The 24809-nt window shown below is 31.0% G+C and carries 24 protein-coding genes; 2 read left to right on the top strand and 22 right to left on the bottom strand.

All coding sequences use genetic code 11. The features are described from left to right. Nucleotides 1-346: 346 nt before the first annotated feature. The 22 genes from KQI88_RS01005 to KQI88_RS00900 form a co-directional block, all read right to left on the bottom strand. Nucleotides 347-1096, bottom strand: a complete 750-nt coding sequence (locus KQI88_RS01005; protein ID WP_216414503.1) for a carbohydrate deacetylase — start codon at nucleotides 1094-1096, stop codon at nucleotides 347-349. Between the two features lie 46 nt (nucleotides 1097-1142). Then, nucleotides 1143-2495 carry a 6-phospho-beta-glucosidase gene (locus tag KQI88_RS01000; RefSeq protein WP_246579072.1) on the bottom strand — a complete coding sequence of 451 codons (1353 nt, stop codon included), beginning with the start codon at nucleotides 2493-2495 and terminating at the stop codon, nucleotides 1143-1145. 40 nt (nucleotides 2496-2535) lie between these two features. Next, nucleotides 2536-2973 (bottom strand): DUF3284 domain-containing protein, encoded by a 438-nt coding sequence (locus tag KQI88_RS00995; protein ID WP_216414502.1) that lies wholly within the window; start codon nucleotides 2971-2973, stop codon nucleotides 2536-2538. Between the two features lie 100 nt (nucleotides 2974-3073). Further along, a complete protein-coding gene (locus KQI88_RS00990) occupies nucleotides 3074-3379 on the bottom strand; it encodes a PTS lactose/cellobiose transporter subunit IIA (protein WP_216414501.1) in 306 nt (101 codons plus the stop codon). 99 nt (nucleotides 3380-3478) lie between these two features. Then, nucleotides 3479-4756: a PTS sugar transporter subunit IIC gene (locus KQI88_RS00985; protein ID WP_216414500.1), complete on the bottom strand. Its 1278-nt coding sequence runs from the start codon at nucleotides 4754-4756 to the stop codon at nucleotides 3479-3481. A gap of 65 nt (nucleotides 4757-4821) precedes the next feature. After that, a complete protein-coding gene (locus KQI88_RS00980; RefSeq protein ID WP_216414499.1) occupies nucleotides 4822-5136 on the bottom strand; it encodes a PTS sugar transporter subunit IIB in 315 nt (104 codons plus the stop codon). A gap of 395 nt (nucleotides 5137-5531) precedes the next feature. Beyond that, a complete protein-coding gene (locus tag KQI88_RS00975; protein WP_216414498.1) occupies nucleotides 5532-8252 on the bottom strand; it encodes a sigma 54-interacting transcriptional regulator in 2721 nt (906 codons plus the stop codon). A gap of 263 nt (nucleotides 8253-8515) precedes the next feature. Beyond that, nucleotides 8516-11338, bottom strand: a complete 2823-nt coding sequence (locus KQI88_RS00970; protein WP_216414497.1) for a phosphodiester glycosidase family protein — start codon at nucleotides 11336-11338, stop codon at nucleotides 8516-8518. Between the two features lie 141 nt (nucleotides 11339-11479). Beyond that, nucleotides 11480-11959: a protease complex subunit PrcB family protein gene (locus KQI88_RS00965; protein ID WP_330655990.1), complete on the bottom strand. Its 480-nt coding sequence runs from the start codon at nucleotides 11957-11959 to the stop codon at nucleotides 11480-11482. 198 nt (nucleotides 11960-12157) lie between these two features. Continuing rightward, nucleotides 12158-13102, bottom strand: coding sequence for a transketolase family protein (locus tag KQI88_RS00960; protein ID WP_216414496.1), 945 nt, complete (start codon nucleotides 13100-13102; stop codon nucleotides 12158-12160). Beyond that, the gene (locus tag KQI88_RS00955) at nucleotides 13102-13926 is read right to left on the bottom strand and encodes a transketolase (protein WP_216414495.1); all 825 of its coding nucleotides are present in this window, start codon (nucleotides 13924-13926) and stop codon (nucleotides 13102-13104) included. Before KQI88_RS00955 ends, KQI88_RS00960 begins: the two co-directional genes overlap by 1 nt. Before the next feature lie 107 nt (nucleotides 13927-14033). Further along, nucleotides 14034-14900, bottom strand: coding sequence for a YitT family protein (locus KQI88_RS00950; protein ID WP_216414494.1), 867 nt, complete (start codon nucleotides 14898-14900; stop codon nucleotides 14034-14036). A gap of 88 nt (nucleotides 14901-14988) precedes the next feature. Next, nucleotides 14989-15714: a WecB/TagA/CpsF family glycosyltransferase gene (locus KQI88_RS00945; protein ID WP_216414493.1), complete on the bottom strand. Its 726-nt coding sequence runs from the start codon at nucleotides 15712-15714 to the stop codon at nucleotides 14989-14991. After that, complete coding sequence (csaB, locus tag KQI88_RS00940) at nucleotides 15711-16808, bottom strand: polysaccharide pyruvyl transferase CsaB (protein WP_216414492.1); 1098 nt, start codon at nucleotides 16806-16808, stop codon at nucleotides 15711-15713. Before csaB ends, KQI88_RS00945 begins: the two co-directional genes overlap by 4 nt. Beyond that, entirely contained in the window at nucleotides 16808-18994 is a 2187-nt protein-coding gene (locus KQI88_RS00935; protein ID WP_216414491.1) for a DUF5693 family protein, read from the bottom strand. The genes csaB and KQI88_RS00935 overlap by 1 nt, the downstream gene beginning before the upstream one ends. Before the next feature lie 105 nt (nucleotides 18995-19099). Then, the gene (locus tag KQI88_RS00930; RefSeq protein ID WP_216414490.1) at nucleotides 19100-19588 is read right to left on the bottom strand and encodes a hypothetical protein; all 489 of its coding nucleotides are present in this window, start codon (nucleotides 19586-19588) and stop codon (nucleotides 19100-19102) included. 136 nt (nucleotides 19589-19724) lie between these two features. Further along, entirely contained in the window at nucleotides 19725-20075 is a 351-nt protein-coding gene (locus tag KQI88_RS00925; protein ID WP_216414489.1) for a type II toxin-antitoxin system PemK/MazF family toxin, read from the bottom strand. Nucleotide 20076: 1 nt separating this feature from the next. After that, nucleotides 20077-20352 (bottom strand): CopG family ribbon-helix-helix protein, encoded by a 276-nt coding sequence (locus tag KQI88_RS00920; RefSeq protein WP_212380206.1) that lies wholly within the window; start codon nucleotides 20350-20352, stop codon nucleotides 20077-20079. A gap of 96 nt (nucleotides 20353-20448) precedes the next feature. After that, nucleotides 20449-21621, bottom strand: coding sequence for an alanine racemase (gene alr / locus KQI88_RS00915; RefSeq protein ID WP_216414488.1), 1173 nt, complete (start codon nucleotides 21619-21621; stop codon nucleotides 20449-20451). A 36-nt stretch (nucleotides 21622-21657) separates the two neighbouring features. Continuing rightward, nucleotides 21658-22281, bottom strand: coding sequence for a LolA family protein (locus tag KQI88_RS00910; RefSeq protein ID WP_216414487.1), 624 nt, complete (start codon nucleotides 22279-22281; stop codon nucleotides 21658-21660). A 27-nt stretch (nucleotides 22282-22308) separates the two neighbouring features. Beyond that, nucleotides 22309-22677 (bottom strand): holo-ACP synthase, encoded by a 369-nt coding sequence (gene acpS / locus KQI88_RS00905; RefSeq protein WP_216414486.1) that lies wholly within the window; start codon nucleotides 22675-22677, stop codon nucleotides 22309-22311. 164 nt (nucleotides 22678-22841) lie between these two features. Next, the gene (locus KQI88_RS00900) at nucleotides 22842-23456 is read right to left on the bottom strand and encodes a coiled-coil domain-containing protein (RefSeq protein ID WP_216414485.1); all 615 of its coding nucleotides are present in this window, start codon (nucleotides 23454-23456) and stop codon (nucleotides 22842-22844) included. 170 nt (nucleotides 23457-23626) lie between these two features. On the opposite strand from KQI88_RS00900, the gene KQI88_RS00895 reads away from it, so the two are divergent. Continuing rightward, on the top strand, nucleotides 23627-24637 hold the full coding sequence (locus KQI88_RS00895) for a hypothetical protein (protein WP_216414484.1): 1011 nt from the start codon (nucleotides 23627-23629) through the stop codon (nucleotides 24635-24637). Next, nucleotides 24615-24740 carry a hypothetical protein gene (locus tag KQI88_RS18215; RefSeq protein WP_281417515.1) on the top strand — a complete coding sequence of 42 codons (126 nt, stop codon included), beginning with the start codon at nucleotides 24615-24617 and terminating at the stop codon, nucleotides 24738-24740. Before KQI88_RS00895 ends, KQI88_RS18215 begins: the two co-directional genes overlap by 23 nt. Nucleotides 24741-24809: the final 69 nt, after the last annotated feature.

Here is a 24809-nt window from a genome sequence, read left to right as displayed (position 1 = left end):
GTCTTTTTAGGTTATATACCACACTATAAAGAAATTAAAAGTAATAATTAGATAATTAATAGAATTGACATATTTACTTTTTACCAACAGAAATCAATACATTGTTTCGATGGGCCATATCCTTTAATCCATTCTTATGACGAGTACTATTATAAAAGTGAATATCAGAATGCCCATTAAAATTGTTATTAGTAATGTATTTAATATTATGAGGCATCGAATTAATGGCAAAATAAAGCTTACTACCTTCTTAAAAAGAAAATAGTAAGCTTATTCGTAGTATAAGCTGAATTATAAAATTATATTTATATATTAATTTTATAATTCATAATAACCTAAACCTTGCTCATATATCATTAAAGCTAATAAGTTGAATATTAGCCTGATTAATAAAGTTTTTTATTGTATCTGATACTAAAATTTCATATTCTTTTTTTCTATAGTCTACATATGTGCTTACCTTAAAAAGATCTTCATCTATATAAGCTGGATGACACATTAACTCTAAAGTTTCACAATGCTTATACTGAGAAATTATATTCATAAGCTTACTAAGTGTAGCATTATTCTTATAAAATTCTGCTGTAAAACCTTCTGTAGTCTTAACTCCCTTAATATTGTAGCTTCTTCTCATTTTATCCTCTGGGCATCTGGCCGGAATATTAAATTCTTTACTTAAATCCAGTACTATTTCAAGTAACCCTTCATCAAATGCGTAAAAATGATGATGTCCGTCTATATGGGTAGGCTCTTTGAAAAACTCTTTAAATTTTATAATTTGAGCCCTTAATTCATTTCTAACTTCTTCATAGTTATATTCTATTTTTTCAGTTATACTTCTATGGAAGTTTCCAATATTATCAACTAAAGTAGATACTTCTCTAGCAGGCAAAATAGGTTTGCCCCAGGTTAAAGTAAGATGTATACCAATTTTATCTATGCCACGATTTTCTGCTTCCTTAATACCTTCTTCAAAGTATAAGCCATTTACCATAGCTGTAGTCTCTGTTACAATCCCATTCTCCATACAATCTAGTATGCCTAAGGTTACTCCTTTAGTTACACCAAAGTCGTCCCCATTTACTATTAATTTCACCCTTAACACACCCTTGTCTACTTTATGATTAGCTATATTAATAAAATTACTTTTTAATATTATCAAATTCGTCAAAAAATTTAGGTAAAAATCTTTTATTAACTCTTAGCATTTCATCTAACAACTTATGTCCCTTATTATCATCAGAAATAAGAGGATTTGTAATCATTGCAAGTAATGCTTTATTATAATTGCCTTCTACTGCTGCTTCTGCACCTAAAATTTCAAATTGTTTAATCTGCTTTACTAGCCCAGATACATAAACAGGCAATTTATCTATAAATTTATGAGGGATAGGCCCATCCTTCGTAATCTTACAAGTAATTTCTACTATTTCATCCCAGGAGAAATCTTGAAGAGTTCCTTGATTAAAGGTATTTACAACTTGCAAATCTCCTTTATCATTATAAATAGATGAAATTAAGTTACAGGCTGCATCAGAATAGTAAGCTCCTCCTCTTGTTTCCAATTGTTTTGGCTTTTCTTTTAAACTTTCATCTTTATATAGGTTAAATAATTCCTTTTCAGTTTCCATAACTTTTTCTGCCCTTGTTTTGCCAAGCTTGTAGTTTTCAAGCTCATCATTTAACATATCCCTTGTCTTGTAATAATATTTGTGATAAGGGCAAGGTATAAGTTGAAGTGCTTTAATAAAGTCTGCATCCCACTCCATTGCTGTAATATTTTTCATATTAATACTATCAGATTTTTTTATATACTGATCAATAACCTCTTTGGTTTTATCAATCCCATCAACAAATATATTAAATCCATAAACCATATGATTTAAGCCTGCAAAATCAATTCGTATTCTACTAGAATCAATTTGTAAAATATCAGCTAATCCTCTTTCCATTCCAATTGGCACATTACATAAACCAATAAATTTTCTATGCTTCGAGTATCTAGCCAAAGCTTCTGTAAGCATTCCAGTTGGATTTGTAAAGTTTATAAGCCATGCATTAGGACATAATTCGCTCATTTCATTAGCAATATTTAATATTACAGGAACTGTTCTTAAGCCTTTCAATAACCCTCCAGCACCATTAGTTTCTTGACCGATAAATTCATAAGAAAGTGGCATTGCTTCATCCTTAGCTCTAGCTTGTAAAAGTCCTACCCTAATTTGAGTTGCAACAAAGTCTGCGTCTTTTAGGGCTTTCTGTCTATCCAATGTAATATTAATGTTTATAGGAACTCCTGCTTCTTTAACCATCCTTTTAGAAAGATTTCCTACTATATTTAATTTTTCTTGTCCATCTGCAATATCTACTAACCATAATTCTTTAACAGGCAACTCTTTATGACGTTTAATTAATCCTTCTATAAATTCGGGAGTATAGGAAGAGCCTCCACCGATTATTACAAGCTTTAATCCTATTTTTTTTATTTGTTCCAAATTATCACCTCCTAAAATTATATCTGGCGCTAATAGTTATTTATTGCATACAATTTTTTTCAATCTGATCTTCTAAACACTTAATAAAAAACTTAAATCTTTTTTTGATTCTTCCTTTAAATACAATTGATGCAACCAGCGCATTCGCCCTATTGAATAAACCTGTGGTATACTGACTTTCTATTAATAAAAGCTTTGTTGTATTTTCAGATAAGGGGTAAAATTCATATCTAGATTTATATACTACACTACCTTTTGTACTTGTAATTTCGTATACACTATTAATCTTATAATCTGTGATCCGTACCTTCATTTTACCTTTTCGCTCTGAATAGGCTCCCACTTTACGCTCTACAAAGGTTCCTATTGGATTTTCCTCATCAAAGCTTTGAAAATCTTTTTTAGCTGTTTCCTTAAAAACTTTAAAAACCTCTTCAGTTGAGTATTCCATTGTAATTTCATTTTGAAATGTGGCCATACAAACACTCCAATACTAAAGTTTATTCCATCTAATATTATATAAATACTACCTATATAAGATAATAGTTTTTTCTTTATTGGCTATTGATTCTATAATCTTATTTACGGTCTAAATATAAATCTACAATCTCACTTGCCAAGTCCTTAGTTGTAATAGCATTCATTAAATGATCTTGAGCATGTATTAATAATAAAGTCACCTCTATTTTATTACCTTGTGCCTCCATATGAATTAATTCAGTTTGTTGTCTATGTGCTAATTCTAATTGTTTTGAAGCATTATTTAAGCAATCTCTAGCCTTGTCAAAATCCCTATTTTTAGCTAATTGAATAGCTTCCATAGCAAAACTTTTAGCATCACCACTTTGAGTGATTAATTTAAAGATTAGTTCTTCATAGTTCATGTCTTATCGCTCCTTAAGTCAAAGTTTCATTTATAATTTATTATCTATATTGTATAGGTTAGAAAGGGGTAAAGAGTTACCCCTTTCTAACCTATTATATTATCCCTGACTCTCTACAAGGTCTTTATCATTATCTGTATACCTATCAGCTAATAAGACAAATGGAAGATATATTATAACAGCTACAGCAAAGTTAATAAGAGCTAATAATCCACCCATAAGACTTCCTCCTGTAGCTAAAACTCCGCCTAAAATTGGAGGTGTAGTCCACGGAATTGCAACGTAGGTAATAGGTACTAAGCCTGATACAGTAGCTAAATAAGCTATTAATGTTAAAACTCCTGGTATAATAATATATGGAATAAATAGTAGCGGATTTAATACAATAGGTATTCCAAACATAATAGGCTCATTAATTTGAAATAGTCCTGGTCCAGTACAAAGCTTTGCTACTTCTCTATACTCTTTACGTTTTTTAGAACCAATATATATTGCTACAATTAAAGCTAAAGTAGCCCCTGCTCCACCTAAATGAACATAAGCATCAAAGAATGCTTTTGTAACAATATTAGTAGCTTCCAGTCCCTGTTGAACTGCACTAGCATTAGCTTCAAGTGCTGGTAAATAAAGTGCATTTATAACTGGATCCATAATATTGCCGCCGTGTAGACCAAAGAACCAGAATATACTGATTAGCATAGAAAAAAGTATTGCAGATAATATACCTTGACTAAAACCTTCCAAAGGTCTTTGAATTGTATTTAAAATAAAGTCGTATAAACTTGTTCCACCTAGTTTTGTAATTATAAGTGGAATTACTCCAAATATATACACTGTAATTATTCCAGGAATTACAGAAACAAATGCTCTTCCAACTGCTGGTGGAACAGTATCTGGCATCTTAATAACTATATCTTTCTTTATTACCTTAACAAAAATTTCTGTAGCTAGTAGTGCAACAATAATTCCAGTAAATAATCCTGTAGCATTTAAATATCCTTGAAATATATATCCCCAACCTGCATTACCATGAGCCTGAGGTGTAATTACTATAAAAGAAGCTATAGAGATAAGTCCTGCAGCTAGAGGATCAACATCATAACTTTTTGCCAAGTTATATCCTATAGAGAATACTACTAGCAATGTCATAATAGCTAATGTACCCCACCATACATTACCATTGATTGATCCTAAAAAAGCTAATCCAGGTATCCATGTTACTAAAGTACTATTTAATAATACTGCGAATGAACCTGCTAAAATTAATGGCATAATACCAATAAATCCATCTCGAATTGCTACTAAATGTCTTTGAGCTCCTATTTTCGATGCAACCGGTATAAAATACTTTTCCATTGCTTTCATAAATGCTTTCATGTGAATCCCCCTTTATCAATACTAATTTTGATAAACGTTTTGCTCTAATACAATCCTATTATCCCTTATTCCATTAAACTCATTGCTTGCTTTAATACTGCTTCACCATTCATTGTGCCATAACTTATACTTTCAATTACATCTACAGCAATTCCCTTTCCCTCTACATCATTCTTTATTTTGCTTAGAAGATATCTTACTTGAGGTCCTAGAAGAATTACGTCAACATTATCCAGACGTCTCTTCATTTCTGCCTCCGAAACTGCAAATACTTCAACCTCTATATTTTTTTCCTTAGCGCTTTTTTGTATCTTTGTACAAAGTAAGCTTGTTGACATCCCTCCAGAACAAATTAGCATTATACGCTTCACTACAATCATCCCCCTGAACAATAATAAATTAATAGTATAATTCTTTACTGTGACTAATAAATACATTTGTTTCTATTGAAAGTTTCTATGCCGACTGCATATATTTTTTTATGTATCATCCCCTTTTCTTAATTAAAATAATTAGATTAATTTATATATTATTTAAATATTTCTACACTTATATATGAGCAAATATCGTGCCATCTTATATAAACTTAATATTTTAAAATTTGTTTTACTGGTAATGTTAGTTGTCTCTTCTGTAGATTACTAGTATTTAGACTATTTTAAAAATCAAATCTTTAATTATATTTTCCTTTAAAATCACGTAGTAAGCATAATAAAAGTGTGTAAAGATAGCTACACACTTACCTGCTATGTCTTTACACACTTTTACACACTGTTTAAATGCCTTCTTCCTTATGATTTTTCAATGTATTATTTTCTAAAAGCATCCTACAAATATAGGCAATTTCATCTTCATTAAATTGAATATCATATTTTTGTTCAAAACTTTTAAGACTTATTTTAGTATTTTCGAATTCTCTGCTATATTTATTAATATAACTATCTAATTGTTCAAACTTAGTGCCATCTCTACCCTGCAACAGATTATCTACCAAAAAGCTTATATGTAATACTAATCCTATCTTTACATCATCTATAAGTTCAACACAAACTGCTTCTTCTAACATGCTAATTAGCTGAATTACATCTTTAACAATCTCTTCCCCATCAATTTTTACTAAATGCTCTTTTAATGATTTTCCTATTTGTTTATATTTCTTATGCTGTTCTATAATATTTTCCAGCCTATGCATACCATTATCACTAAAGATGTCTTGAACTGATATAAATGGAATATACTTTACCTTAATATCGACAGCCCCTATTATAGCTATAATATGATTTTTTTCTTGATAATATTTAATTCGACTCCAAAATTCATTTTTATTTAATATATTTAAAGGAACAATATCAATATCTGAGTCTAATTCTATTTGTTGTTTTATTATGCTCTTTAGTTTTATAGCTGCCCCTTCCCCTGTAAAGCATGCTGTTATAATAATACTTTTCTTCTCCTCATTAAATATCTGTTTATCTTCTTTAGAATAAATTTTCATTTTAATACAAGATTGATAAATTTCTTCTAAATCTCTGTCTAATATTGATTTTCTACAGGCTTCGATAACTATAGGAGTACTTACCATATCTATAGTTTTAACATTAATTCTTAATTCTTCACAAAGCATATCTCCAAAACTTGTAAGTGAGCCCATATCAACTAATAATAATGTTCCTCTTCCACAATCTAATTCAAGAATCTCTTTTTTAACTATATCATACATGGCTGTAGGCTTAATATGTAGAGGCATATCTATACCCTTAACATGCTTTGCGCCAACTAAACTATTAGCAACATTAGCCATACTACTAGCAGTAGTATCTCCATGCATAATCACTATAATAGCTACTTTTGTTTCTTCTTTTTCATCAAATTTATTAGAGTTAGATGTTAAAAACATGGCTAAGTATCCAATTTCATCAAGAGGCGTTTCAATTTTAAAGCTAATATCTATTAGTTTTGCAATTTCCATAGCCACTAAAAATTCCTTATCATAGTTGACTCTAATAAAATTTAGTTTAGGATTGTATATTTTACTTCCTCTTTTTATACGTTCAATACTTCCCTGTAGGTGTAGTGCAAGTCCAAAATAAACTTTTTCATCATATTTTCTATTTAAACGTTTTTCGGCTATATCAAATATTTCTTCTACCACCTCAATAATATCAATATTTACAAGTTTAGATAATTCTTCCTTTTTAAATTTTCTAGGTAAATTCCCAATATATTTTTCGAAGCGTGTCTCTATATCTATATTTAATATTTGATTAATCTCATTTTCTTCTATACCTATTTCCTTTAGATTATTTAATTTTTTTTCTATTAGATCATAGAACCCGTCATTTTCATCTACTAATATTAAGTCATCATATTTTCCGTTTTCTTTATAATAAAACTTTAATATATCTTCCTTATCATTTAAAATATCATTAATTTCTTTCCGAAAATCATGTAGACTCAATAGTCCTTGCTTAACATATTGAGGCAAATCTGATTGTGTAATCATTATATAGTCTCTATCATAAGTTTTATAAGTTAAAAATGCCTTTGCACAAGTCAATTGAATATCACTTTTTAGCTGGCCTATATTATTAGGACAATCGTATAGCAAAAATGACATTAATGCACTTTTATTAACGTATATATTTTTATCTAACCGATGAGATTCTTCCTTGATAAAAGTTTCTATTAGTTGATATCTCTCTTTTCGATTTCTATTGTTTAAACTAGGTAAGGTTATAGTCATAGGTATTCTTCTCATAAAAGTTTTTAACAGATAGGACTGTGGCATTTCTGTAGTAGCTGCTATAATCCGTACTTTTACCTTGACTAATTTATCTGTTTCTCCTAATGGTCTAAACCAGCCCTTATCTATATAGGTAAATAACATCTCCTGCCCCTGTGGAGAAAGCCGATGTACCTCATCTAAAAATAAAATCCCACAGTCTGCCTTTTTAAGTAATCCTTCACGATTTTGTTCTGCACCTGTATAAGCACCTTTTTTTACACCAAAAATTTGTGCACTCAATAACTGGGGATTCTCTGCATAATCAGCACAGTTAAACTGTATAAAAGGAGCGTCTTTTGAGATTGCTTTACATTCTAAAGCAAATCTATACATTGATTCTGCAAACATAGATTTACCAACACCAGTTTCACCTAATAACAGTGTATGCAAACCACAAGGAGGGTATAAAATTGCTGCCTTAGCCTGTTGGATAGGAATTTGCAAGCTCATATTAGAGCCAATCATTTTGTCAAATTTCATTCTTCCCTTAACTAATTTATTCTCATTATCTGTCTGTATCTTTTTACAATATAATACAGGTCTTCCGTCTATTTTTTCAATCAGATTTTCCCGATACAAAGTATTTAAATATCGACTAATATTAGCTCTATTCATATTTAGGCTATTACTAATCTCTTGAGCCGCTATTCCTCTATTAAATTTTTCTTCCATAGTTATTAGAGTTTGGTAGACTTTTTCTATCTGCTTCATAAAATCACCTCGCCCTCCGGTATTTTATTCTTTTATTGTAATATTCTGTATCCATATCATTACTTCCTGCTTTACCCCATAAATAAAAAATTCGTCTAATACTATCGCATCTACTCATGGTATACTCAAAATCTATCTCAAATTTTCAAGTGCTTAAAACATTACCATCCTTCTACTTCTTTTTAAAATCCCTCAATAGCCAAGAAATTTATAATTTCTTAGACAATAAAATAGAGCTGAATATTCAGCTCTATTTATGTTGTTTATTCAAATAAGGATTTAATTTGATACGTTACTTCCTTATCATTAATATTAAATTCTATATATTTAAAGGTTTCCTGTTGGTCTTTTGAAGCATTACTATTGTAAACACCAGTTGAAATATATCTTACACCATTAATTACATCCACAGAAAGGCTTTGTCCTTCATAAAGAACAAATACTTGTTTTCCCTTTTTAGATAGGTCCGTTAACGTATCCATTAATAAATCTGCTTCCAATTTGTCAGTAAAACCGCCGTTACCAAATATAGGTTTAGACATTACTATAAAAACATTCTTCTTAGTAGTGTTATTTACTAGATTTTGTAACCAAGGCCACTGATCAAAATTAGTTTGTCTTAAACCGTCTTTTAGATTATCTAATTGAATAATTAAACTATCTCCTTGCTCTGTAGATCCATACCCTGATTTTGCAGAAACTATTTGTTTTTTAATATTACTACTTAATCTTGAATCTACATTTCCAGTAAATAGTGATAGCTCATGTTTATTATTGATTAGACTACTAATTTTATTTCCAACAATCCTATCTAATAATGTATAGTCCTTGAACTGGATTCCACTATATGCAAATAACTTCCTACCTTCCATCTCATAAGGTTTGTTAAGTTTATCTTTAATAACAGTAGCTTCTGAGGATTCCTTTGAAGGTGACGCAATACTATACGAAGCCTCTAAACCATCAAATAAAATTTGACCCGCTATCTTTTGGGTTGCATCAGTTTCAATAACATAAAGTCTTTCAAATTTAATTGGGTAAACCATATTTGCCGGTAGAGGAGCTGTAAGATACTTCCATCCTGTCCAATCTATATTCTTTTTAAAGTCGATTACATATTCTGCACCACTTGCATCTTTAACCTTTCCTCTTATCCAATGAGTAGCAGGATTAGTTGCATGTGCCCATACCCCTATACTATTGGCTGGAGTAGAAATTACCGTTTTATTACTATCAAAGGTAATATAGGCTGCTCTTGTTTCATCAGTTTGAGTAAAATCATACTGTAGCTTTAATGATGATTTTCCTTCCTTAGCATTAGAATCTAAGGCTACAGATCCTACTACAGATTGTGGATAACCAACAAAACCTGTATTTAAAGTTTCAAAGTTATTTATCATTGAAGTATTTGAACCTACTACCACATTTACAGTAGCTACCTTATTACCAAAACTAGCTTCTAATTTTGTGGTACCACTCTTACTGCCTGCCACATAAATTCCATTACTAAATGTTCCAAGACCTTGAACATCTTTCCAATTAATGTCCTTAGAATTTATTTTAGTCCTATATCCTTCTGTATCTACGCCAACCACTTCAAAGCCTGTACTATGTCCATAGTTTAAACGTACTGTTTCAGGACTAATTTCCATATGTGATAACTCACCTAAAACATCTAAAGTCACTTCAGAAGTGCCACCTAAATATTCAACTCCTATTACTGTTTTTCCTTGCTTACTTGGAGTAAAATACATACCATCAAATGTTCCTTCTCCAGACTTTACAGAAAGATTAACATTAGAATAATCTACATTTAATGGATTATAGTTTTTATCAAAAGCCTTTACATTTATTTTACGAGAAGCACCTACAAAGCTTTTATTGTCATCAAGTTCTGCCTTTATTCCTCGTAAACTTTCAACCGGCGCAGTAGAGATTACTGCAATTCCGTTAGTAATCCTTCTTTCAGAACCCTCTGAAAGATGGTTAACAACCTTTGAATCAAATTCACCTTGACCTCTTGTTACCATGGTAGTTGATCCACCACCATCCATTAAAATTGCTTCATAGCTTCCTAGTTCTATTAAATAATTAGCCAACTCTTTACCATCTACGCCTTTATATGATGAATGACGACCATCTATTGTTACAAAAATAATTTGACTACGATCCTTTGTAATACCTATAGCTGTTCTTTGGGCAGCTCCAGAAATAGTTTGAGTAAAAGTTGCAACTTGTCCATTTTTAACTAAAACTGTACCTCCACCCATAGCAAGTTTAATATTTTCTATGCCAGGATTTATATCTTTATGTATTGTTAGTTTATCTCCAACTTTTACACTTCCAAGTAATTTATCTGATTGAGCCCAAGGAGATTTTCCTTTAGCAGCTAATAATATATATCCATTTTCAGGTATTTGTACTGCTGGTTGTTTTTGTCGTATCTCTGTAACAACATCATCTATTACAACTACCTCTACCATATCTTGTAAATTAGTATTATATCCTGGCGAGTGAGTTCCCCAGTTTTTATCAATTAACATAATATACTGGTACTCATCTGTATATTTATTAATCGTTGAAATTGGTATATTTGCACCACTGCTTGTAGTCGCATATATTTGATGTTTCCAATAATCCGCGAAGGCTTGTCCGTTATTATTAATAAAAAAAGTAGCATAGTCGTGCACTGTAATGGGACTACTTATCATTTCACCATCTTTAACTATTGCACCTAATGGAGAATCTGGATTTAACATGTAAAAAAAGTCTCCATTAATTGCTGCCACAACATCTTCTTTGTTTTTTACCATAGTAGATAGTGTCTCTTTAGTGGATAGCCCCTTAGAACTTGTTAATACATCTAATTCTGTATTATTATTGTTTAAATCAATATATACTGCATTTAAATTTAACCACCCATTTTTAGTGAAACGAAGAATATTTTTATATGTAACTCCACTAGAAATAATCTCGTCTTCTACCTTTTGATATACAATTTGATTCGCAAAACTTGTAGTAGCAAAGCTTGTTACCATCATTGCTGACAAACCTATTGCTATAGCAGCTTTTCTAAATTTAATCATCTCTAATCCTCCTAGTACAATTTATTGCTCTATTTCTATTATATAATAACTTACCTGCAAATAGATTACAGTTACATTACAAAATTAGGATGTTGTTTCTTAGAAAAGAACTCTACAACAAAAGAGTAGAAGATTTACCTTCTACTCTTTTTGCTTTATTTCTAAATCAATTTTTGTTGGCAATTCCTCAAGCTCTGTCTTTGCTACTACATAAGGATGTGTCATAGATTGTGTAACAAGATCATCAGGATTAGGATCTTTAAATACAGCATGAACAACTAATCTTGTATCATTCTCTTCTTTAACCAATTCTATCCTCTCGATGTCTACATCATACCCAGCTGTTAACTTCTCCCCCCTAGTTACTATTACATAGATTTGATCATCTACTTTAGCTGCCAAAGCCCTTTCTAACATCTTGTACCTTGGTAATATTTCATGAATCTTCTCAGGAATTTGCTCTTTATCTAATACCATATAACCCACCCCATTATCTCCCTTAGATATTAATTTAGGAATAAACTTAACTAGAGCTGTAGCCACTACAATAATTAAAATCATAGTAATTAATAATTTCCAGTTTACTTTCGGTAGCTTTGGCATCTTTCCTTTATAACCCACATTTCTCCCCCCTTTTTTACTATTACATAATTCCTATGGAATAAAAACTCCATTAAATTAAGTATCGCTTTATAACTATTTGTATTCAAGGTAGGACAGAAATATTCAATTGTACAAGTTTATAATTAAAATTAATTTAATTCTTTAAAGCACAAAGAGAGATTAGATATATCTAATCTCTCTTTGTGCTTTAATTTTTTATTGTTTTTTCTTCACTACATCAACTACAGCATCTATTATATTATCTTTTGTTAGTTCATATTTTTTCATAAGATCAGCTGGCTTTCCAGACTCACCAAATGTATCCTTTGTACCAACACGTTTTAATAGTACTGGATAGCTTTCACTAATTACTTCAGCCACAGCAGATCCTAATCCACCAATGATATTATGCTCTTCAGCTGTTACTATAGCTCCAGTTTCCTTAGCAGCTTTAATAACAATTTCATTATCTAAAGGCTTAATTGTATGAATATTAATTACCCTTGCATTAATTCCTTTTGTTTCCAACTCTTTAGCGGCCTCTAGAGCCTCACTAACCATTAACCCCGTTGCTATTATAGTTACATCAGTACCTTCTTTTAGTGTTACACCCTTACCTATTTTAAACTCATAAGATGCTTCATCATTGATAGTAGGTACAGCTAGTCTCCCTAATCTAACATATACTGGTCCTTCCATCTTAGAAATTGCATGAATAGCAGCCTTTGTTTCTACTCCATCTGCTGGTACAATTACAGTCATATTTGGGATGGTTCTCATACAAGAAATATCCTCTAATGCCTGATGAGAAGCTCCATCCTCTCCCACTGTTATACCTGAATGAGTTGCACAAATTTTTACATTTAACTTTGGATAACCTACAGAGTTTCTAATAACTTCAAATGCACGGCCAGTGGCAAACATTGCAAAGGTACTAGCAAAAGGAATTTTACCTGCTGCAGCCAATCCAGCAGCAGTTCCTATAAGATTTTGTTCTGCAATTCCAACATTAATAAATCTATTAGGAAACTCTTGTCCAAAACCATGGGTTTTAGTTGATTTAGAAAGGTCTGCGTCCAATACAACAACATTTTCATTGTCTTTTCCGATCTCTATTAAAGCTTCACCGTAAGCATCACGAGTAGCAATCATTTTAGTCATTATATTTCACCTCCAAGTTCCTTTAAAGCCTGTACTTTCTGATCTTCTTTAGGAGCATTTCCATGCCATTCTGCCTTATCTTCCATAAATGAAACTCCCTTACCTTTTATTGTTTTAGCTACAATAACCGTTGGAGCATCCTTTATTTCCTTAGCCTTTGCAATAGATTCAATTATCTCTTCAATGGAATGTCCATCCATCTCCATGACATTCCATCCAAAAGCCTTAAACTTATCAGTAACAGGATTGACTGAAAGAACTTCATCAGTTTTTCCATCTATTTGAAGACCATTATAGTCTATAATTGCAGTTAAATTATCTAGCTTATAGTGAGCCGCTAGCATAGCTGCCTCCCAAACAAGTCCTTCTTGAAGCTCTCCATCTCCTAGAAGCGTATATACTCTATAATCTTTTTTATCTATTTTCGCAGCCATTGCCATACCACATGATGCTGAGAAGCCTTGGCCTAAGGAGCCTGTAGACATATCAACTCCTGGTGTTCCCTTCATATCAGGGTGACCTTGAAGCATAGCATCTATTTTTCTAAGCTTCATTAGCTCTTCCTTAGGAAAAAATCCTTTCTTTGCTAATGTAGCATAAAGCACTGGTGCGGCGTGTCCCTTAGATAGTACAAAACGGTCTCTATCTTCCCATTTTGAGTTATTAGGATCAACGTTCATCTCATTAAAATATAATACAGTTAAAATATCTGTTGCTGAAAGAGATCCTCCTGGATGCCCTGAGCCTGACTCTGCAAGCATTTCAATGATATCTTTTCTAATATCATTAGCTATTTGTTTCAGTTCTTGTATACTTTTGCCCAAATTACTCTCCTCCTACTTTTTTATTCTTTATTTTGAGCACTTGAAATTCTAAGTAAAGCTTAGAATTGAGTGCGATATAAAATTTGTGAAGTGCTAACGAACAAATTTTATTTTTTTACTTCTTTAAAGCCTTCGCCTAGCACTTCATGAATTGTAGTTACCATTATAAAGGCTTTTTCATCTATTTCATAAACAAGCTTTTTTAACTTTGCTACTTGAGCACGATTGACTACACATAAAAGAACATCTTTTTCTGCTCCAGTGTAAAAACCTCTTCCCTGTAGTGCAGTAACTCCTCTATCTAACTCAGAATTTATTTTTTTACCAATTTTATCAGAATGGTTCGAAATAATGTAAAATGCCTTTGAGTAACTTAATCCTTCTACTATAAAATCTGCCATTTGCACCAGTATATATAAAGCTATAATAGAGTATAAAGATATTTCTACATTTTTTACAACAAGTCCTGCTGCTACAACGACCATTAGGTCCAAAATCATCATTAACTTTGCTATGCTAAGGTTAGGGAAATATTTATTTAATATTGCACCTGCTAAGTCAGTACCTCCTGTTGTTCCACCAGACCTAAATACCAAGCCAATTCCTGCTCCCATAATTACTCCACCATATATAGCAGATAGTAATAGATCATTAGTTACTACATGACTATCCCCCGACATAATAATAAAAAACCTTATAAATCCAGAAAGCATAACTGTCGCGTATGCAGTTTTCATACCAAATGCACCACCGAGTAAAATTACTCCTGAAATAAATAGGGGAATGTTAATAACCAGGTTAGTTACATCAATCGGCACCCCTATTAGCTTTTGTACGACAACTCCAATTCCCGTTACTCCTCCAGGTGCTATTGTATTTGGTTGAAGGAAAAAAACTATTCCTACTGCCATTAAAGCACAACCAACGGTTATACCTACATATTCAATAAAGGTACTATATTTTTTATTTTTCATAAACCATATCTCCTCTAATATATACCCTAATCTAATAATTCATAAAGGCCATATTAATTGCTATTATTTTAATATATACTTATCACAATTATTTTGTAACAATAAACTTTATTAAAAATTTAGGTAAAATTAGCATTCTCTTAAATCTCCAAGGCTCTTTTAATAGTCTATAGAACCATTCTAGACCAAGCTTTTGAAAGGCTATAGGAGCTCTTTTAGCAACACCAGCATATACATCCACACTTCCACCTACACCCATAGCTAAAGAACAATTTAATCTATCCTTATTCTTATCTATCCACTTTTCCTGTTTAGGTGCACCAAGACAGACAAATAAAACATCAGGCTTTACTCCATTAATTTTATTTATTATTTCATCTTGATCATTATCGGTAATATAACCATGATGATATCCTGCAATTTTTACACCTTTATATTGACTTTCTATATTTTTACAAGCTATTTCAGCTATACCTGGTTTACCCCCAAAGATAAAGATAGATTTTCCAGTTTGTCCACAATATTTTAATAATCTATCCATAGTGTCTACACCAGTAACCCTATTTTTAAGCTCTAATCCCCTTATTTTTGAAGCTATAATTACTCCAATTCCATCTGCTAAAACTAAATCTGCTTCACTTAATATTCTAAACAATTCCTTATCGTCTTGGGCTAACATTACAATTTCAGGATTAGGCGTATAGACTTTTTTTAAAGATGAGCCTTCTTCCACAAATTCCACTAATTTTTCTAGTGCTTCATCTTCATTAACTATATCAAATTTTACACCTAATATACTTTCCTGCTTTCTCATTTTTTCTCACCCTTTTCCATAAAGCTTTTCAAAAGTAATATATTTTGCTCTGACTTTTTTCTAAGCATATCTCTTACACAATCTATCCTATGTTTATATTCCTGACGACGTTCTAAAACATTATCTATATTTTTTATAACATTGTCTATATCCAAATCTTCAACTTTACCTGCATTATCTTGCTCAACTATTTGCAGAAAGTTATAAATTTTAGTATCATATTCTATACCTAAAATTGGAGTTCCTGCAATAGTTGCAAATATGAGTGAGTGTAGCCTCATACCTATCATAATATATAGTTTACCCATTAAGCTTATTAGTTCTTTAGGGGAATATATTTTCTGTAATATTTTAGGTGTTCTTTCCATCATAGATGCAATTTCTTCAGAAATTATATAATCCCTTGGATGCTGCATAGGTATAAAAATAACCTCATACCCTTTATCTATTAAATAGTCTCCAGCCTTTGCAATAACACTTTTATATTTTTCTTCATTTTTCCATTCTCTAACCGATATACCAATCATTTTCTTATCCGTATCTATTTCATCATCAATTAACATTTCTTCTATTTCTATTTCAGGTAATGCTTTATAGGCAAAGGTTACATCAGCCGTTACAATAATTTCCTTCTTTATTCCGAGAGATATCATTTCTTCCTTAGACTGATAATCTCTTACTGTAATAATATCTACCTTATTAATAATATGCTTAACTAGCTTTTTATTAATAGCTTTGGTTATAGGTCCAAAACCATTGCCATAAAACATTACTTTTTTGCCCATTTTCTTAGCAATATATATAATGCTTAAATAATAAATCAAGGACCTCGCACTAGTAGTATCTTGTAGGATTGAGCCTCCACCACTAATAACTATATCCGATTCTTTAATAGCTTTTATTAAATCAATATATTTATTTCTACTTACAACATTTATATTATATTTGTCTATTGTTTCTTGTGCCTTATAAGTTAAAACCGTTAATTTAGCATATGGTATATTTTCTTTTATTTGATCGATCATAACTTGTAGTATTGCTTCGTCTCCTGTGTTTTGAAATCCATAATATCCAAATATGAATATGTTCTTCATTAATTTCTTCCTTTCTCAGCTCCGGTCATTAATAAATTTAGTCCTTTATTTAGTCCTTTTAAACATATTTCTATAATTATAATATATATAGCTCCCAAAACTATACCTAATCCTAGTGCATAGGCTGTACGTGCAAGTGATAAATATACTGGAGTTCTTAAATGACTAAATGTATTGGTAATTGAGGATTGTCCTATAACAGCCACTAAGCCTGCAGAAAAGGCAAAGAAATTGTATTTATTGCGCGCAAAATATATAGCTACCATTAAAGCTGGAAAGCCCATTAAAAATTCTTTTGTTCTAGGTCTTGCTAATAAGTTTTCCTCCAATATATTTCTTGCTATCATCTCGAAGGTAGACGGCTGGATATTTGTTTCATGTCCAGTTCTGGCAATGTATATATATCCTACTACTAATAGTATTGCCGATAATAGAACATAAATTATTTTTACATCTTCAAATAAAAGAGTTTTTATATCTTCTAGTTTTAATGAAGGTCTATTTTTAACTTGTTTCTTGTTTTTATATCCAAAATAGGCTATATAAGTAGCTCCATATATGACTATTGGAAGCATTTGGCTAATCTTTACACCTCTAAATATATCCATTTCCAATAGAAAATCAGTATTAGATAAAATTCCCCCAACAAAAAATCCTCCAAGTAATGAAATAGCTGTTGCTATTATTAAATCCTTTGACGCAATTATAATAGTATTTAATAATGAATACTTTTTCTCATTACTATTAAAGTGTTTTTTGCACTCCTTACATACCCAAGCCATTGCTAATGAAGGAAATATAATAGAAGCTGCAAGAGCCATCATCTTCTCCATTAATAATGGTTTTACGATGTATGCAGCAGGCACTAATAACATACCAATTGCTAATAAAGCATATTTTATTTTTTTAGACATATTAAACAAAGTAGATAACAGTAAAATTCCAGCAGCAACGACTCCCCAGCCTATTAAAGTCTGCTTAGCTATACGAACACGATTTGGCTTCATAACACTGCTTCTTCCAATAGTCATATCATGGGCAGCTATTCTTTCTTCAAACCTGTTAAACATTTTTTCATATTCTTCAAAATCAGTTACATATGATCTTGTACTTTCTTTAAATGGTTTAAAATAAATTAATCTTATATTTCTCTCTGTTACTGCTCTATATAAAGTGTTTTCTATTTCCTCCGCACCTTCATAATTGTAGAACTTAAATCTTTCTTGGATATAATTAGGTATAGAAAAAATCCTTACTGCATTATATTCCAAACCTTTGGCTAAATCTTCTACTACTTTTTGGTCCATATGCCCTCTTTGTACTGATGATTCTATTAAGCCTACTTTTATATTATTATTCTGCATATACTCTGATACTATATGATTGTAATCAGGATATCCTAGCATTGCATCTCCTGTAAATATAAATACAGGTGGAATCATATTAAAATCTTCATAATCCTTAAATAATGCATCGATATATTTGTCCGTTGTCCATTGACTGTAGTTTGAAGGTCTTGGCAGTACTTCTAATCCGCTTGCTTTAATAAGTTCTATCTTTTCAGCATCAAATCCTAAACCTAAATTCACTAGCTTTGAAGTATACGGATTTTGCTTTATAGGATCTATAGGAACTCCCTTACCATTGACATCTGATAGAGATTGATTTTGAAGATAAACCATATCATAAATAGTGCCTTTAAGCAGTATAGTGTATTTATCTTCATTAGATAAAACTTCAAATAATTCTTTATCGTATCGACTAGTTAAGCCATCATTTATAAAATTAAAGGTTTCTTCAGACTCAGTAGTTATTAAAACATCATATTTACTAATTTCATACTCTTTAGAATCATTTTCCAAATTACTTAAATATGTTTCCTTTGTTGTATTATTTTGTAATAATTCCCAACCCATGATAATATTTACATCTTTATTATCATGAACCAGCGAACTAAGAGTTTCCTCGTGTAGCCCTACATATTTAATTCCGAAATCTTTAAAGTTGCTAAACCACCACTTTAATTCATTATCTGACTGCAATGCCAATTCATTCATCTCTGCATAATCGAGCACTACATCTACTACCTTGTTGTTGGATTCTATAGTCATTCTCTGAAATATTGTTGTAGCTAATATTGCTATACTTAGTACAATAATTAAAAAGATTTTATTCTTTTTTATCATTATCCACACCTTCTTTCTAATGTTTTAACAAAATGATACATTATGCAATTTCATTAAATAAAATGGACTTCCATTTTCAACTGTAGGAAGTCTATTTTAAAAACTTTAGTTGATTGTATACCCACCTTTTACTAATAAGAATGAATCTGCTAAGGCGCGAACCCCTCTACCATCATCTCTAGGTATAATAAGCAAATGATTAGCAGGAATCTTTTCATCCTTTTTTAAATCTTCAGCACCAGTTACATCAGATAATCCACCTAGTGGACTAATAACTGCAACTGCCTCACCTGATCTTAAAATAATTTCTGTTCCAGCTCCTGCGATTAAACTTTGTCCTCTTTGAATTTCTACAACCTGAAATGTTGAATTTTCTGTAGGTTTATTTGGTTCTGGTTGGTTAGATGAAAAACTTTTTTGATCTATATAATCTTTTAGTTGCTCTAATTTTAATTCTATATAGGATAGTGTAACAATAGGATCATCTTTGGATCCTGGATCCTTTGTAGATGCATATACCATTTGACCAACGGTGATTAAAGAAAGTGCTATAATGCCAACTGAAAATATTGATGATTTTAATTTTTTATTCAAGTTCTTCATCCCCTTTTCTTACAGGTTACTTGTATTTTAATCTGACAATTCCTTAAATAATTCTGTTCATATTATACTACATTAAAACTTGAAATGGAAGAATACAATAAAAAAAGACCTAAGTCTCCCTAAGTCTTTAAAATTCAATTAAACCGAGACTAACTAACAAAGCCTCGTTTACTTTTTCCATTATATCTTCTGTTACATGGCCGATTTTTTCCTCCAAACGTCTTTTATCAATTGTTCGAATTTGCTCCAGTAACAAAACTGAATCTTTTGGTAATCCATAATCAGAGCATTTAATTTCAACATGGGTTGGAAGCTTAGCTTTATTAATCTGTGAAGTAATAGCTACAATTATAACTGTAGGACTATATCGATTTCCTATATCATTTTGTACTACTAATACAGGCCTTACTCCCCCTTGCTCAGATCCTATTACAGGACTTAGATCAGCATAAAAGATATCTCCTCTTTTAATAATCACGCTACTCACACTCCGCCATCTGCGCTTCGTAGGTTTCCAACAATGACATATCTAAGCTTAATCCCAATTCAGCCAATGCTAGATTAATTAGTCCCATTTCTTGATAGCCTTTTTTCATCTGCTCCCGTAATTCCATTTTATTTCTCTCCCGTATATATAATTTCATCGCCTCACGAATAAATTCACTTCGATTTGTCTTTTCTATGGAAACAATATTGTCTACCTCTTGTAAAAGACTGTCAGGAAGGCTTATCATAATTCGTTTTGAGTCAGCCATTGCGCACCTCCTAAATGTATTGAAGGAAAATCCTATGGTAGTATAAGTGTTTCATTATTGTAGCAAAATTATACCAGTCCACAAAAATCTATACTACTATATTAACAAACTATCCTTGATGTGTAAAAGGTTATTATTTTCCAAATAGACTCTTGGAACACGTTTTCCCAACATACATACAATCTCATAATTAATAGTTCCAAGTTTGTTTGCAATATCATTGATAGTAATCCCACTTTCTCTGTCGTTACTATATAGTATAACCTCATCTCCAGCTTTAACATCCACCCCTGTAGCATTTGCCATACATTGATCCATACAAATTCGACCAACTAGTGGTATTACTTTGCCCTTTACCATTACTTGCGCCTTGCCAGACATCATTCTGGTATATCCATCTGCATATCCAATGGGAATTGTAATTATTTTTTCATTATCTTGTGTAGTATACTTTAGACCATAGCTAATTCCATTGTCTTTTGGAAGGACTTTAATATGAGAAATTTTGGCCTTTAGTTCCATTACCTGCTTTAATCTAATTTTCTCTTTATTTACATCATCTGATGGATATAATCCATAGAGTATTATTCCTGGTCTTACCATATCTAAATTCATTTCAGGAAGATCAATAATTGCTGCACTATTAGATACATGCTTAATAGGAATGATACAGTCTTCTTCTTCAAGTTTATTAACAAAATCCATAAATATATTAAATTGTTTGTATGTGTATTCCTTGTTTTTATCGTCGGCTGTAGCAAAATGAGTAAAAATACCCTCTACTGTTAAATTTGGTAGCTTAAATATTTCTTTTATATCATTTATAGATTCATCATTTGGTTGGAATCCTAATCTAGACATTCCAGTATCTAGTTTTAAATGTATTATTAATTGCTGATTAGTTTCTTTAGCAGTGTTTGAAAAATATATTGCCTGTTCGTAAGTATATACAGTTTGAATAATATTATTATCTATTACTATTTGCCCCTGCACCTCTGGTGTATATCCTAGAACCATAATAGGTACTGTATATCCTGCTTTTCTTAACTGTACTGCTTCACCTAGTGTAGCTACAGCAAGACGGTCCGCTCCATTGTTAAGTAAAACCTTAGTAAGTTCTACTGCTCCATGACCATAACCGTCAGCCTTTACAACAGCACATACTATAGTATCTTTCTTAACTATATTTTTTACTTCTTTAATATTGTGCTTTACATTATCCAAGTTAATTTCTGCCCATACTGGTCTTAAGTTTTCCCCTAAAGCCATTTTTCATCCCCCTAGTTTATTTTAAATTTAAATATATTAATCTAAATAAAATAAATCTTCACTCAATTCAGGATTCATTTTAAAATCTTCATAGTAAACTTCAAATCTAACTCTATCCTGATTATCTATAATGTTAAGTCGCAAAGGAGTAAAATCCTTACCATCAATCCAAAGTCTCTGACTATAAAAATGAGGATTCCCTCCAGGTAATTCTGTAGTAACTACAATGCTATCTTGTCCCTTAAAACTTTCACTATGATAGGTACTATTTTCTGAGTTTATAAAGTTTTTTAAAAAATAACCTATAAACATCAATTGTTCCTTTGACTGCTCAAAATTATCCATCTTCCAAGTCTGATTAATAGTAGCATGTTGAATCCAAGCCACCTTACCATTAAATATAGTTAAATTACCCTTAATACTATTTGGCGATATTACTTCTAATCGATATTTATCTGGATACTGAAACATCTGATTGAATTCATATTCTCTCTTACTATCCCCTGTATAGCTTGATATTTTAGCAATAGTTTGGTAACTCTTTATTTCCATCATCTTCTTATGTGCATCGTAATATTTCTCTTTATCCGAAGGTTTTTTACATGCAGTTATAGAAATAACAACCACAAGTAGTACAAGTATAACCTTCAAGAGTCTCATTCAATTCAACCCTTTCCTTTAAAAGAATTAGATGGCCATAGCTTGGGCAACAGCATTTTCCTTGCTATGGGATATTGATATCAATACTTTATCTATATTCATACTATATGCTAAATCTCTAGCATTATTATGCAATTTTACATAGGGTTTCCCTAAAGGGTCTTTTAATATTTCGATATCTTTCCACTCCATGTTTCTTATTCCTGTACCCAATGCCTTAGCCACTGCCTCTTTAGCAGCAAAGAAGCCAGCTATAGTGTGAGGAAGATAGTTTTTCTCTTCAAATATTTCCTTTTCATTTACTGTGAATATTCGGTCTATAAATCTGTTGTTTTTTGCCACTGCTTGTCTTATTCTATCGATTTCTATAATGTCAATTCCTATACCTTTAATCATTTTTGTCACCTCTTATAATAATATAATATCACTTTTTGTAGTTTTTTGAAATATTTAAATAATTTCAATATATAAATATTTTAAAATAGAAATACAAAAAGAGCTATTAGTAATAGCTCACTGAGTTATGTAATTATAGCTTTTTATATTTGAATATACTTTAACTATTTTTGAAAAAACTTTACATCTAGTTTCTCTATTTCCTCTGGTCCTATAATAGAGTGTAGTAATGAATATAAAACTTGTGCTTTTTCCTCTAATGCTTCTTTCTCATCCCGATATTGGCCTAACTTTTCACGCAATATGTTAATTTCTTCCTCTATATCCGAAAGTCTAGTTTGTGTATTATTAATTTCAGAATATGCGACCTTAGCAGTCTCTTTTAATAACTCCATATTTGTACTTTCTATTTTTTTTGGATATAATTCTAAGTTTTCGCGTATTTCATCAATTTCTTCGTTTATTTTAGCAATTTCATCCTTAGCATCTTCTATATCTGAGATTTCGACTTCTTCACCTTTACTATTCAAACGATCTGATAGATGTATTATCTTATTCATTAGTATACGTTTTCTTCCTTGGCTTGATTTTAGCCTATGCTCTAATTCCTTTTCTTCTGTTAATAGCTGTTGAAGGTCCTTACTTAAAGTTTCCATAGATTTATTCATACTATTGGTAAATAACTTTTTCCACTGTTCATCGTAAATTAAAATCGGAATTCTACTTTTTTTCATAATCGTGTTAGCAAATTCTATAGATTCATTTTTTTTCAAAAACATACTGCACCTCATTTCTGCATTAAACTTCTGTTTTTTAAATATTTTACCCTCTAATATTAATTTCGGCAATATAAGCTGTAAATCCTTCTAGTATAATTTTACTATTTTAGTCACACTGTTTAGTGTAATGTTTTTTAAAATATTGGTAAACCTATAATAGAGGTGATAGCATGATAAAAAAATATATACGGAAAAATTATAAATTCGTGTCCCTTTTACTTATTATATTTGTTTTAACAGGTTGTGGTAGGAATCCTCAAAAACCTAATCTCGAAAAACAAAAAGATAACTCACCCAAATTACCAAAAATTTTAAAAGAGCTAGAGGATGAAGTACTAAAAATAATGTATGACCTCGATTCAGTAACTGGTATAGAAAAAGCTATAGAAAAAGAGAAGCTTACTGGCAAAGAAGAAATGGGTAGTAGTGCAGAATCTGCTACACAGTCAAACCAAGATAATAAGCAAAAAGACTCTAAATCTTCTAAGGAAGAGAATAATAAAAAAGATGGAGGTAATAAGAAGCCAGAAGAAAAGGTAGATATGCAAAAATTAATAAAAGAAAATAAAATAATCATTCCTCTTTTAGATGCAACTGATGTAAAGGGTAGCTTTGCAGAAAGTCCTACTCCACCAGCAGATATTACTAAGGTATGGACTAAAATAAATGATAGTGTTACAGAGGTACACAAGAAATGGAATGTTTTAGAATCCCAATTAATACCAGTAAGTGTTCCCTCTACAAAGGCTGAAGAATTTGAAAAAGTATTAGATGATTTAACACTATCTGTTATGAATAATGAAAAACTTAATAGTTTAAAACTAGCTAATGAGCTTACAAGAATTACAACAGATTTTAGAAGCTACTTCAATGGCGTAGTTGATCATGGACTATATGGTATGTATTATCACATTAGAGGTGCAATTTTATTTGCTGCATCTGATAACTATGTGGGCGCCTTACAACATTTAGATGAAGCGAATAAAATAGGTAGTTCTTTAAGACAGGACTTGATTAAACAAGACTCTCAAGATATACTTCAAAAATTTGAATTATCAATAGAAGACTTAAGAAAACAATTAGAGGATGAAAATTTTTATTTGAGCCAAATAAAAGCTCCTATAGTTATTAAAAACATTAAACTTATGCAAGATGTGTTTGAAACACAAAAGAACAAATAAAACTCCTTACATTCCTGCAAATGAAGCTACAATTGGTTTTGGTTTAGCTCATGTCGTTATAGGTGCCATTGATATGACAGAAAACAGAAATGATATGTGGTAAATCTTTAATAAATTTTTAGATTTAAAAAAGTAGAGGAGTATATTACTTCTCTACTTTTTACATCATATG

Origin of the sequence: Alkaliphilus flagellatus (assembly GCF_018919215.1) — a bacterium.
Lineage (GTDB): Bacteria > Bacillota > Clostridia > Peptostreptococcales > Natronincolaceae > Alkaliphilus_B > Alkaliphilus_B flagellatus.
The sequence above is the reverse complement of the archived record's forward strand: the minus strand, read 5'-3'. Positions and strand labels throughout refer to the sequence as shown.

Coding starts and splice junctions, on each gene's coding strand:
- KQI88_RS00995 (WP_216414502.1), bottom strand. CDS start 2,973: ATGGCCACATTTCAAAATGAAATTACAATGGAATACTCAACTGAAGAG.
- KQI88_RS00990 (WP_216414501.1), bottom strand. CDS start 3,379: ATGAACTATGAAGAACTAATCTTTAAATTAATCACTCAAAGTGGTGAT.
- KQI88_RS00985 (WP_216414500.1), bottom strand. CDS start 4,756: ATGAAAGCATTTATGAAAGCAATGGAAAAGTATTTTATACCGGTTGCA.
- KQI88_RS00980 (WP_216414499.1), bottom strand. CDS start 5,136: ATGATTGTAGTGAAGCGTATAATGCTAATTTGTTCTGGAGGGATGTCA.
- KQI88_RS00975 (WP_216414498.1), bottom strand. CDS start 8,252: ATGAAGCAGATAGAAAAAGTCTACCAAACTCTAATAACTATGGAAGAA.
- KQI88_RS00970 (WP_216414497.1), bottom strand. CDS start 11,338: ATGATTAAATTTAGAAAAGCTGCTATAGCAATAGGTTTGTCAGCAATG.
- KQI88_RS00960 (WP_216414496.1), bottom strand. CDS start 13,102: ATGACTAAAATGATTGCTACTCGTGATGCTTACGGTGAAGCTTTAATA.
- KQI88_RS00950 (WP_216414494.1), bottom strand. CDS start 14,900: ATGAAAAATAAAAAATATAGTACCTTTATTGAATATGTAGGTATAACC.
- KQI88_RS00945 (WP_216414493.1), bottom strand. CDS start 15,714: ATGAGAAAGCAGGAAAGTATATTAGGTGTAAAATTTGATATAGTTAAT.
- csaB (WP_216414492.1), bottom strand. CDS start 16,808: ATGAAGAACATATTCATATTTGGATATTATGGATTTCAAAACACAGGA.
- KQI88_RS00935 (WP_216414491.1), bottom strand. CDS start 18,994: ATGATAAAAAAGAATAAAATCTTTTTAATTATTGTACTAAGTATAGCA.
- KQI88_RS00920 (WP_212380206.1), bottom strand. CDS start 20,352: ATGGCTGACTCAAAACGAATTATGATAAGCCTTCCTGACAGTCTTTTA.
- alr (WP_216414488.1), bottom strand. CDS start 21,621: ATGGCTTTAGGGGAAAACTTAAGACCAGTATGGGCAGAAATTAACTTG.
- KQI88_RS00910 (WP_216414487.1), bottom strand. CDS start 22,281: ATGAGACTCTTGAAGGTTATACTTGTACTACTTGTGGTTGTTATTTCT.
- acpS (WP_216414486.1), bottom strand. CDS start 22,677: ATGATTAAAGGTATAGGAATTGACATTATAGAAATCGATAGAATAAGA.
- KQI88_RS00900 (WP_216414485.1), bottom strand. CDS start 23,456: ATGTTTTTGAAAAAAAATGAATCTATAGAATTTGCTAACACGATTATG.
- KQI88_RS00895 (WP_216414484.1), top strand. CDS start 23,627: ATGATAAAAAAATATATACGGAAAAATTATAAATTCGTGTCCCTTTTA.